Annotated in this window: 13 protein-coding genes; all 13 read right to left on the bottom strand. The window is 70.7% G+C overall.

Annotation, left to right across the window (positions count from 1 at the left end):
* Positions 1-57: 57 nt before the first annotated feature.
* The 13 genes from ACFY3D_RS00985 to ppk2 all read right to left on the bottom strand — a co-directional run bounded on the left by ACFY3D_RS00985 (position 58) and on the right by ppk2 (position 11,051).
* Entirely contained in the window at positions 58-903 is an 846-nt protein-coding gene (locus tag ACFY3D_RS00985; protein WP_389973260.1) for a hypothetical protein, read from the bottom strand.
* Complete coding sequence (locus tag ACFY3D_RS00990) at positions 900-1,619, bottom strand: VIT1/CCC1 transporter family protein (protein ID WP_389973263.1); 720 nt, start codon at positions 1,617-1,619, stop codon at positions 900-902. The genes ACFY3D_RS00985 and ACFY3D_RS00990 overlap by 4 nt, the downstream gene beginning before the upstream one ends.
* Positions 1,620-1,767: 148 nt before the next feature.
* A complete protein-coding gene (gene lgt, locus ACFY3D_RS00995) occupies positions 1,768-3,165 on the bottom strand; it encodes a prolipoprotein diacylglyceryl transferase (protein WP_389973266.1) in 1,398 nt (465 codons plus the stop codon).
* A 26-nt stretch (positions 3,166-3,191) separates the two neighbouring features.
* Positions 3,192-3,956 carry a DsbA family protein gene (locus tag ACFY3D_RS01000; RefSeq protein ID WP_389973269.1) on the bottom strand — a complete coding sequence of 255 codons (765 nt, stop codon included), beginning with the start codon at positions 3,954-3,956 and terminating at the stop codon, positions 3,192-3,194.
* Positions 3,956-4,489: a MauE/DoxX family redox-associated membrane protein gene (locus ACFY3D_RS01005; RefSeq protein WP_350948165.1), complete on the bottom strand. Its 534-nt coding sequence runs from the start codon at positions 4,487-4,489 to the stop codon at positions 3,956-3,958. The genes ACFY3D_RS01000 and ACFY3D_RS01005 overlap by 1 nt, the downstream gene beginning before the upstream one ends.
* A 209-nt stretch (positions 4,490-4,698) precedes the next feature.
* Positions 4,699-5,493, bottom strand: a complete 795-nt coding sequence (gene trpA / locus ACFY3D_RS01010; protein WP_350948164.1) for a tryptophan synthase subunit alpha — start codon at positions 5,491-5,493, stop codon at positions 4,699-4,701.
* 69 nt (positions 5,494-5,562) lie between these two features.
* Positions 5,563-6,783, bottom strand: a complete 1,221-nt coding sequence (trpB, locus tag ACFY3D_RS01015) for a tryptophan synthase subunit beta (RefSeq protein ID WP_389974330.1) — start codon at positions 6,781-6,783, stop codon at positions 5,563-5,565.
* Between the two features lie 28 nt (positions 6,784-6,811).
* The gene (gene trpC, locus ACFY3D_RS01020; protein ID WP_389768802.1) at positions 6,812-7,621 is read right to left on the bottom strand and encodes an indole-3-glycerol phosphate synthase TrpC; all 810 of its coding nucleotides are present in this window, start codon (positions 7,619-7,621) and stop codon (positions 6,812-6,814) included.
* Positions 7,622-7,790: 169 nt separating this feature from the next.
* Entirely contained in the window at positions 7,791-8,204 is a 414-nt protein-coding gene (locus ACFY3D_RS01025) for a DUF2752 domain-containing protein (RefSeq protein ID WP_389973272.1), read from the bottom strand.
* Positions 8,205-8,328: 124 nt separating this feature from the next.
* A complete protein-coding gene (locus tag ACFY3D_RS01030; protein ID WP_362895309.1) occupies positions 8,329-8,742 on the bottom strand; it encodes a DUF4190 domain-containing protein in 414 nt (137 codons plus the stop codon).
* Positions 8,743-8,991: 249 nt separating this feature from the next.
* Entirely contained in the window at positions 8,992-9,588 is a 597-nt protein-coding gene (locus ACFY3D_RS01035) for a Trp biosynthesis-associated membrane protein (protein ID WP_389973275.1), read from the bottom strand.
* The gene (hisI, locus tag ACFY3D_RS01040) at positions 9,585-9,932 is read right to left on the bottom strand and encodes a phosphoribosyl-AMP cyclohydrolase (protein ID WP_362895313.1); all 348 of its coding nucleotides are present in this window, start codon (positions 9,930-9,932) and stop codon (positions 9,585-9,587) included. Before hisI ends, ACFY3D_RS01035 begins: the two co-directional genes overlap by 4 nt.
* Before the next feature lie 162 nt (positions 9,933-10,094).
* The gene (gene ppk2, locus ACFY3D_RS01045) at positions 10,095-11,051 is read right to left on the bottom strand and encodes a polyphosphate kinase 2 (RefSeq protein ID WP_389973278.1); all 957 of its coding nucleotides are present in this window, start codon (positions 11,049-11,051) and stop codon (positions 10,095-10,097) included.
* Positions 11,052-11,072: the final 21 nt, after the last annotated feature.

Genomic DNA, 11,072 nt, shown 5'->3' on the forward strand with positions numbered 1-11,072 from the left:
GACATCCTCCCCGCCCTCGAAGAACCCGGATTCCCGCCCGAAAAACGAACCCGGAAACTACTTGCTCGGGGCGGGCGCCGGGGAGACGGCGACGATGCGGCGGAAGATCGCCTTTTCCGTGGCGCGGACCGCGAGGGAGAGCGAGACGAAGTCGTCCCTCGCGCCGGGCTCTGCTCCGTCGGCCCTGCCGATCCAGACCAGGCCCGCGTAGTGCCCCATCGCGTGGCCGCTCGCCTCGGTGTGGCCGTCGGCGGGAAAGGCGGCCCTGGGCGCCTGGACCGGCCGGACCCAGCCGCCCCGGTGCAGGGTGGTCAGCGTGTTCACCAAGGTGTCGGAGGAGGCGGTGTCGCGGAGGTTGAACAGGGTGTACTGGGCGACGTAGCGGTTGTCGGCGCTGGTGTACAGGCCCCTGGCCACCTGGGTGCATCCGCCCTGGGCGAGCAGGTCGGTGAGCTCCTGGCCCCAGACCGCCGCCGCGCAGGCGCTCTCCAGCCGAGGGCTGCCCGCCAGCCTCAGCGTGGTCCTGCCCTCGCTGAGGGTCTTGGGGAAGAGGTCCTTGGCCGTGAGCGGTTTGGGGTCCGCCTTGCTCTCCGCGATCGGCGCGAACACCTTGGAGGAGGGCCATCCCCGGTAGACGTCGGGGCGGGGTTCGGTCCCGATGACCGAGGCGGTGGCCCGTTCGGGCTCGAAGTCGTTGCCGATCGCGGAGATCGCGAGGGTGAGGACGAGCGCGGCGACCAGCACGCCCGCGATGGATCCGAACACCACCAGCAACCGCTGCTGGGTCGGGGTCAGCCCCCACTCCTCCAGCTGGGGGATGCTCCAGGTCTGCGCCTTGCTGGGAGTGCGGCGGCGCTTGCGCCCTCCTGGGGCGGGGGGCGGGGTCGAGGTCGGGGCGGTCACAGTCCGGTTCCTCCCAGGAGGGTGCCCAGGGCGAAGGTCAGGCCGGCGGCGACCGCACCGACGAAGAGCTGGCGCAGCCCGCTGTACCACCAGCTGCGCGCGGTGACCCGGGAGACCAGCGCGCCCGCGCCGAACAGTGCCAGGCAGGAGACCACCGCCGACGTCACCAGGCTGGTGACGCCGAGCAGGTACGGCAGAAGGGGCAGGAGCGCCCCCACCGCGAACGACAGGAACGAGGAGAGCGCGGCGATCCTGGGCGAGGGAAGGTCGTGGACGGTGACGCCCAGTTCGGCCTCGGTGTGCACCTCGAGCGCCCTTTCCGGGTCCACCGAGATCTGCCGCGCCACCTCTGCGGCCACGGCGGGATCGACGCCCCGCTCCTCGTAGAGCTTGGCGAGCTCCTCCAGCTCGGCCTCGGGGTTGCGTTCGAGCTCTCGGCGCTCGACGGCGATCTCGGCCAGGGCGAGCTCCCGCTGGCTCGCCACCGAGACGTACTCGCCACCGGCCATGGAGAACGCGCCGGCGGCCAGCCCCGCGATGCCCGCCAGCAGGATGACCTTGGTTCCCGCGGCGCCACCGGCGACACCGGCGATCAGCGCGAAGTTGGAGACGAGGCCGTCCATCGCGCCGAACACCGACGGCCTCAGCCAGCCGCCGTTGACGTCGCGATGCCGGTGGTGCATCTCGGCACGCCTCCCCGAGGCGTCCGGACTCATCGCGATCCCCCGGGCGGCGATCCCCAGGGCCCGGCACCGAAAGGAGGGCGCGGGCCACCGGTCTCGGCCCCGGAATCAGAACGCGCCGGTGTGCCGGACGATCCGGCGGCGCGTCCGAGATCCCGGGACCTCGACCGTGGGAGAGGCGTCAACGTCGTTCTTTCTCGCCCTCGGGAGCGGCCTTCGTCACGGCCTCCTCCTGGAGCTCGCCTTTCTTCGCACCGGAAACGAGCTCCTCGGGAACGCTCGCGCCCGAGGCCGTGCCGACGGCGCTCTCCGGGTCCGCGCTCTCCGAAGCGGTGCCGTCAGAGGCGGGCACGCTCGTGGCGGCGTCCGAGGCCTCGGAGGAAACCTCGGAAACCGCCGAAGCCGGCTCCGCCTCGACCTCGGTGTCTCCGCCCCGGCCGCTCTCCTCGGGATCGGCCTGGTCCGACGGATGAGCCGGATCGACCGCCCCCCCGTCCTCGCTCAAGCCCTCGGCCACCAACGTCGCCGAGGCCGGACGCGCCTCGTCGTCCCGCCGGGCCGCACGGTCGTTCGCGGCCTCGTCGGCCTGGTCGGAGGGGTGAGCCGGATCGACGGGATCCGCCGCGCCGCCCCCCGCGTCCGACGCGACCAGGGTGACGGCCTCGGCCTTCGCCGAGTCCGTGCCGTCGGTGCCGTCGGTGCTCTCGCCCTCACCCGGCGTGGCGACACCGCCCTCAAGGTCGGTGTCGGGGTCGGTCGCCGACCTCACCCGCTCCTCGTCGGTCTTGTTCCTGGTGTACCAGAAGTAGGCCATCGCCCCGATGAACAGGATGATCGAGGTCCACTGGTTGAGCCGCAGGCCGAGGATGTGGTGGGCGGCGTCGACCCGCAGGCCCTCGATCCAGAAGCGGCCCACGGTGTAGCCGGCGACGTAGAGAGCGAACAGGCGGCCGTGGCGGATCACGTACTTGCGGCCGATCCAGATGAGGACCAGCGCGAGACCCAGGTCCCAGATCGACTCGTACAGGAACGCGGGGTGGTAGGTGTCCACGCCCGGCACCGTGCCCGGCCGGTCGGGGTCGATCTCCAGACCCCACGGCAGGTCGGTGGGGCCGCCGAACAGCTCCTGGTTGAAGTAGTTGCCCCAGCGGCCGATGGCCTGGGCCACCGCGATGCCGGGGGCGACGGTGTCGGCTACCGCGGTCAGGGAGATGCCCCGGCCGCGGCAGCCCAGCCAGACGCCCACGCCACCGAGCGCGACGGCGCCCCAGATGCCCAGGCCGCCGTTCCAGATGTACAGCGCCTCGATCGGCTCATTGGGCGCGTCCGGCCCGAAATAGAGCTGCCAGTCGGTGATGACGTGGTAGAGGCGTCCACCGACCAGGCCGAACGGCACGGCCCAGACGGCGAGATCCACGATGGTTCCAGGGACACCGCCGCGGGCGCGCCAGCGGCGCTCGCCGATGACGACCGCGACGATGACGCCGAGCACGATGCACAGTGCGTAGGCCCGGATGGGGACCACGCCGAAGAGATGCCAGACCCCCTGGGAGGGGCTGGGAATCGAGGCGAGGGGCATGTCAGGTGACGTTACCGTGTCCCGGGCTACTTGGCGGCATCAAGGACGGCCTGACGTAGCTCGGCCGGTTTGAAAGCCACGCCGGTGTCCATCTCGGTGCCGTTGAGCTTCAGCGTCGGGGTGCCCGTGAGCTTCTGGGTCTCCAGGACCTTGGTGCTGTAGGCGAGGTGCTCGGGAGCCTTCTCCTGGCTGGTCACGCACTTGTCGAAGCCGGGATCGGTCACCCCGGCGTCCTTGCCCCAGGCGATCAGGTCAGGGATCTTGAAGCCTTCCACGGTCTCCGAGGGCTGTGCGTCGAACAGCTTGTCGTGGAACCTGCTCCAGGCGACGCCTCCGGGAATGCAGCGGGAGGCCGCCCCGGCCCGCACGGAGTTACCCCGGGTGATGCCCTTGTTGGTCTGCTCCTGGAAGATCGTGATCGGGTGGTAGACCACCTTCGCCTTGCCCTCGGCCGCCAGGTTCTTGATCGTGGGACCGCTGGTCTCCTCCAGCGCCCTGCAGGCGGGGCACTGGAAGTCCTCGAAGACGTCCAGGACCGGCGACTCCACTCCCGCCTTGGCCATGACCACCGAGCCGTCGGAGGCGACGGTGATCGGCGCGAGGTTGGCGCCGACCTGCTCGGACCTGCTGCTCTGCGCGGCGAACCACCAGCCCGCCCCGACGGCGGCGACCGCGAGCACGGCGGCCGTCGTGATGGTCGCTATGCGCTTGCGCCTCTCCTTCAGCATCTGCTCCTGGCGCTGTGCCTTGATCCGATCACGCGCCGACTGGTCCCGCGCGGCCTTGCCCATCAGTCAGTCTCCTTTTCCTGGTGCTCCTCCTCGTCGTCGCTTTCAAGGTCGTCGTACGGCTCCCGCCCGGGGGTGAGCCCCAGGGCGGAGTCCAGCGCGAAGCGACCCGGAGGGAACCAGGCGACGATCACACCGAGTCCGAAGAGACCGAAGTCGCGCAGGATGTCGATGAGGTAGTCGGGCTCCACCCCGGCCGCCAGCTGACCGCCGCCGCCGAAGCAGCCGCAGTCGATGCGCAGCCCGCGCGCCCACGCCGAGGCGATCCCGATGACGAACGCCAGCATGAGCAGTGCCGAGATGACACCCGCCGCCCGGGTGAGCAGCCCGACGACCAGCAACACCCCCACGACGATCTCCAGGATCGGCAGGCCGTAGCCGACCACCGTGGCGAGCGATTTTGGGAGCAGTTCGTATGCCTCGACCGCCTGAACCGAGAGCACCGGGGTGCCGATCTTGCCCCAACCCGCGACGATCAGCACACCCGCGAGCACCAGCCGCGAGACGGTCGTTACCCAGGGTAGCGCCGAAATCACGATACGCGACCTATTGGGCGCGGGCTTCTCAGAGGTCACGAGCATCATTCTCCTACTCCCACGCCCTGGGCACGGATGTCTCCGGCGAACGCAAGGTATCCGAAGGAAAGCTCACCACGAGCTGGATAAGCGTCGAATAAGCGTGTTCGAAAGGCATGCTTCAGGGCGCGGTCCCGGTGGAAGGGGGACCGCACCCTGCGGGAGAGACCTCAGCCCCGGACGCCCGCCGCCAGCTCGGCGCCCAGCTCGCGGACGGACGCGAGAGCCGAGTTCTCGTCGGGGGCGTCCAGGACGCGGCGGATGAACGCCGAGCCCACGATGACGCCGTCGGCGTAACCCGCGACCTCCGCGGCCTGCCGTCCGGTGCCGACGCCCAGGCCGACGCAGACCGGCAGGGAGGTGTGCGGGCGGGTGCGCTCGACCAGGCCCTGCGCGGCCTCGCCGACCGAGTCGCGGGCGCCGGTGACGCCCATCAGCGACGCCGCGTAGACGAAACCGGTGCAGCTGTCGACGACGGCCTTGATGCGGGCCTCGGTGGAGCTGGGCGCGACCAGGAAGACCGTGTCGATCCCGGCCCCCGCACTGGCCTCGCGCCAGGGGCCGGCCTCCTCGGGGGTGAGGTCGGGCGTGATGGTGCCCACCCCGCCCGCGTTCGCCAGGTCCCTGGCGAAGCGGTCGGCACCGTAGCGGTCGATCGGGTTCCAGTACGTCATGACCAGGGTGGCGGCACCGGTGGCGGCCACACCCTCGACCGTGCGGAGCACGTCGGCGATACGGGTGCCGTTGGTCAGCGCCCGGTGGACGGCGTCCTGGATCGTCGGACCGTCCATCAGGGGGTCCGAGTAGGGCAGGCCGATCTCGATCACGTCGCAGCCCGCCTCCACCATGGCGGTGGCGACGGCGATCGCACCGTCCTTGCTGGGGAACCCGGCGGGCAGGTATCCGATGAGGGCGGCGCGGTCGTCCGCCTTAGCCTTGGCGAACACCGTCTGAAGAGTCGTCATCGTTGCTTCCGTTGCGGTTCGTCCCCTTCGGCCCGCCAGAGGGGAGGCAAGTCGGCCGTGAGAGGGGTGTCAGAGGTTGAAGTACTTCATCGCGGTGCTCATGTCCTTGTCGCCCCTGCCGGAGAGGTTGACCAGGATCGTCGCCCCGGGTCCCATCTCGCGCCCCAGCTTGAGCGCTCCGGCGAGCGCGTGCGAGGACTCGATGGCGGGGATGATGCCCTCGGTGCGGGCGAGCAGGGAGAAGGCGTCCATCGCCTCGGCGTCGGTGATGCCGTGGTAGGTGGCGCGACCGCTGTCCTTGAGCCAGGCGTGCTCGGGGCCGACGCCCGGATAGTCGAGCCCGGCCGAGATCGAGTGCGACTCGACCGTCTGGCCCTCCTCGTCCTGCAGCACGTAGGTGCGCGAGCCGTGCAGCACGCCGACCGAGCCCGCGGTGAGGGTGAGGGCGTGCTCGCCGCTCTCCAGACCCCGGCCGCCCGCCTCGTAACCGTGCAGCTGGACGTCCTGGTCGTCGAGGAAGGCGTGGAAGATGCCGATGGCGTTCGATCCCCCGCCGACGGCCGCGGCGACCGCGTCGGGCAGCCTGCCGGTGAGCTCCAGCGTCTGGCGGCGAGCCTCGACGCCGATGATGCGCGCGAAGTCGCGGACGATCTCCGGGAACGGGTGCGGGCCCGCGATGGTGCCGAAGAGGTAGTGGGTGCGGTCGACGTTGGCGACCCAGTCGCGGAACGCCTCGTTGATGGCGTCCTTGAGGGTCTGGCTGCCGTTGGTGACCGGGACGACGGTGGCGCCGAGCAGCTTCATTCGGGCGACGTTGAGCGCCTGGCGCTCGCAGTCGACGGCCCCCATGTAGATCACGCACTCCAGGCCCATCAGGGCGGCGGCGGTCGCGGTGGCGACGCCGTGCTGTCCGGCACCGGTCTCGGCGATCACCCGCGTCTTGCCCAGGCGCTTGGTCAGCAGGGCCTGGCCGAGCACGTTGTTGATCTTGTGGGCGCCGGTGTGGGTCAGGTCCTCGCGCTTGAGGATGATCCGGGCGCCACCCGCCTGCTCCGCGAAGCGGGGGACCTCGGTCAGCGTGGTCGGCCGCCCGGCGTAGGTGCGCAGCAGGTGGTCGAACTCCCGCAGGAACGCCACGTCGTTCTTCGCCTTGTCGTACTCCGCCGCGACCTCGTCCAGCGCGGGGATGAGCGCCTCGGGCACGTAGCGCCCGCCGAAGATCCCGAACTTGCCGTGGATGTCCGGGTCGTTCCCGTGGGCGGCGTTACCGGCGAGGTCGGCGGTGGTGATGACGGTTCCCTCGTGCGTTGTCACTGGCTTACTGCCCCTCGGGTCGGGATGCGGGATGGGCACCGGCGGTGACCAGGTCGACCACGGCGGCGCGCGGGTCCTTGCCGGTCACCAGGCTCTCGCCGACCAGGACGGCGTCGGCTCCCGCCCTGGCGTAGGCGAGCAGGTCGTGGGGACCGCGCACACCCGACTCGGCGATCTTGATGACGCCCTCGGGGATCTTGGGAGCCAGCTTGGTGAACACCTCTCGGTCGACCTCAAGGGTCTTGAGGTTCCGCGCGTTGATACCGATGATCTTGGCTCCGGCGACGAGCGCCCGGTCGAGCTCCTCCTCGGTGTGCACCTCGACCAGCGGGGCGAGCCCGATCGACTCGGCCCGCTCGATGAGCGAGACCAGCGCGTTCTGGTCGAGCGCCGCGACGATCAGCAGCGCCAGGTCGGCGCCGTAGGCGCGGGCCTCCCAGAGCTGGTACGAGGTGACGATGAAGTCCTTGCGCAGCACCGGGATGTCGACGACGGCGCGCACGGCGGCCAGGTCGTCGAGGCTGCCGCCGAAGCGGTGCCGCTCGGTGAGCACGCTGATGACGTGGGCGCCACCCGACTCGTAGTCACCGGCCAGCGCGGCGGGGTCGGCGATCGCGGCCAGCGCGCCCTTGGACGGACTGGAACGCTTGACCTCGGCGATCACCGCCACCTGGTCGCCACCCAGTGCCGCGTACGCGTCACGGGGGGCCGGCGCCCGCCCGGCCCGCTCCTTGAGCTCGGCCAGCGTCACCCTTTCCTGGCGCTCGGCCAGATCGGCGCGGACTCCTTCGAGGATTTCCTCAAGCACGCTCACTTGCCCTCCTCGCGAAGCTCAGGGGCCGGGTTCGCGAACGCCGCCGTATCCGTGGTTCGTTCGCTCCGCTCGCTCACGAGTAAGGCCCCTCCCGGTCGACTGCCCTTGTTCCGCCGATGCTATCGGCCCGGCCGGGGTCGCCCCGCCACGGGGTGAGACCTATCGGTGACTATGGGGCCAGGAATTCCCCAAAAGGAAGATTTCGCACTATCCAAAACACAACCATCAAAGCGAGCAATAACCACACGTAGACCGGGCGTATGGATTTCCATCCGGGCCCGCCACCGGATTTTCCGGCCGATCCGCCCACCGACCAGGCACGCAGCGCCCACCGGCCCCAGAGCAGGACCAGCACCGGGACCATGAGCACGACGAGCGGGTTGAGCCCCAGGGCCGCCACGGGGTCCCCGTGGGCGAGCGCGTACACCGTTCGCAGGCCTCCGCAACCGGGGCAGTAGAGGCCGGTGAGCAGCAGGAACGGGCAGGGCGGGTAGTGGCCCGGCTCGTTGGGGTCCACCGCGCCCACGAACGCGACCGCCGCGCCGGCGGCCAGCGCTGTGCCGAGCGGCGCCAGCACGGCCACGGCACGCGAACCCGCGATCCTCCCCGTCACCACGGTCCTTCAGCACCCTTCACCGCTGGTCACCCCCACCGGCCACCCTACTTACCCACTCACGCGCCCCTCACCGGCGGCGCGAGCGTCGGCGTCAGTAGCCCGTGGCGCCACCGAGGATCAGGGCACCGGCTCCGATCACCCAGATGAACACCAGCGCCGCCAGCCAGGACAGGATGCCGAAATAGGACAGGACCAGGCCCGCGACGGCCATGCCCCGCCCCTCCTCGCCCGTCCGCCTGATCTGCCCCAGCGAGATGTGCCCCAGCACCGCGCCCACGATCGAGGGGAGTCCGCAGATGAACAGCCCGGCGATGCCCATGATCAGCGCGGCGATGGCCATGCCGTTGTTGCCCCGCGGCGGCGGCGCGCCGTACCCCCCGTAACCGCCACCGGGCGCACCGTACCCTCCGGAACCGTAACCGCCCGAAGAGCCATAACCACCCGAGGAGCCGTAGCCGCCGCCCTTCGGGGGCGGGCCATAGCCACCCTGATCGCCGTAGCTCATGAATGACTCCCCATTATCCGAGTTACAGGCGAAATCCTAGCGAAAACACTCCCAGGAGGAGACGATCCGTTCACGCTCGCGAGCGCGTTGTGAGCAAGTCGTGGCCGGGGGCACACCCGCCCCGGACGGCGGGAGGGCACCGAAACGACATGAGAAGATCCCCGCGCCGGGAACACCGGGAACACGGCGGGAACCGCGGACGCCGTGCGAACGCGCGGAACCCGCCGTCCGCCCAAGGGCTCGCGAAGGTCAGTGTTCGCGGGGGTCGGGACCGGTCGTCGGGTCGACGCCCTCGTCGAGGGCGTCCCACAACTCCCGCTCGCTGGGGGCACCACCGCGTGCGGCGGCAGTACCGCCCGCGGGGCCGGCCCCCTGCCGGTCGTACCGGCCGGACATGCCCGGCCAGCGCCCGCCGCGCACGATCGCCGCCACTCCCCCGGCGACCAGCAGAAGCCCTCCCGCGGAGGCGAGGATCGGCCAGACGACGGCCGAGGCGACCTGCGGGGTGGAGCCGACGGAGAGCGGCGCCTGCTCGGCGGAGATCCGCAGCGCGGCGCTCGCGCCGCCTCCCCACCAGGAACCGGCGATCATCCCGGCCCCGCCGAGCGCCATCACCGCTCCGACGAGCCCGCGCCACACGCCTTTCGTCGCGAGGACGGCGACCACCGCGGCGAGCGCCGCCCAGGCCCCGGGGCCGAGGGCGGGGACCAGTTCGGCGGCGGAGACCGCGACCTCGCGGGTGCCGTACGTCACGGTGAACCAGTCGCGTCCCGCGGCGAGGAGCACGAGCGCGGCACCGGCCACGCACACCGCGAGCCAGGTCCACAGCTCCCGCCTCGCCGTCACGCCCGGGTCACCGTCAGCTCGTCGGCGTCGAAGCAGGTCCGGTCGCCGGTGTGGCAGGCGGCGCCCACCTGGTCGACCTTGAGCAGGACGGTGTCGCCGTCGCAGTCGAGCGCGGCGGACTTGACGTGCTGGACGTGGCCGGAGGTGTCGCCCTTCACCCAGTAGGCTCCCCGGCTGCGCGACCAGTAGGTGGCCCTGCCCGTGGTGAGCGTGCGATGCAGCGCCTCGTCGTCCATCCAGGCGAGCATGAGCACCTCGCCGGTGTCGTACTGCTGGACGACGGCGGGAACCAGCCCGTCGGCGGTGCGCTTCAGCCGGGCCGCGATGGCGGGGTCAAGGGACATGCGGCAATTGTGCCGCAACAGGGGAGAGGGGTGGCCTCCGGCCTGGCCACGTGGGCGGGCAGGACGAGCACGGCACCGCCGGCGCCGGAGGGCCGAGCCGCGGGCGAAGACGTCCGGGCGGCTCGACCCGGCACCGACATGGAAACGGGGGCGGTCGTCGTCTCAGTGGCCGCGGTCGTCGTCGAGGACGTCGGCGGCATGGACGACGATCTTGGGGTCGGGGACGCCGACGACCTCGTGGTCCTTGTTCTCGTACTCGAACAGGCTCAGCAGGTGGCGCATCGCCTCGATCCTGGCCCGCTTCTTGTCATTGCTCTTGATCACCGTCCACGGGGCCTCCTCCGTGTCGGTGTTGACGAACATGTCCTCCTTGGCGGCGGTGTAGTCCTCCCACTTGTCGAGCGACTCCAGGTCCATCGGCGACAGCTTCCACTGCCGTACCGGGTCGACCTGGCGGATCACGAACCGGGTGCGCTGCTCGGAGCGCGAGACCGAGAACCAGAACTTCACCAGGTGGATGCCGTCACGGACGAGCATCCGCTCGAACTCCGGGGCCTGTTCCAGGAACTCCAGATACTCCTCGGGGGTGCAGAAGCGCATCACCCGCTCGACCCCGGCGCGGTTGTACCAGGAACGGTCGAAGAAGACCATCTCTCCGGCGGCGGGCAGATGGGAGATGTAGCGCTGGAAGTACCACTGGGTGCTCTCGCGCTCGCTCGGCTTCTCCAGCGCCACCACGTTCGCGCCCCGGGGGTTGAGGTGCTCCATGAACCGCTTGATCGTGCCGCCCTTGCCCGCGGCGTCACGTCCCTCGAAGAGGACGACCAGACGTCCCCCGGTGTCCTTGATCCAGTACTGGAGCTTGAGCAGCTCGATCTGGAGCAGCCGCTTGATCCGGTCGTACTCCGCCCGCTCCATCCGCCTGTCGTAGGGATACTTCTCCCGCCAGGTGTCGACCGGGCTGCCGTCCTGGCGGACCAGGACGGGGTCGTCGTCGTCATCGTCGTTGACCCGCAGGTCCGCCAGCTCGTCGAGCAGGTCGCTGCGTTCCAGGGCCGCGTGAATGTTCACCACGGGAAACCGGCCGTCCGGCAGCTCCCCGCCAACCAACTCCGCCATCGGTCCCTTCCCTCGGGCGGA

The organism is Streptosporangium sp. NPDC000509 (assembly GCF_042898365.1).
Lineage (GTDB): Bacteria > Actinomycetota > Actinomycetes > Streptosporangiales > Streptosporangiaceae > Streptosporangium.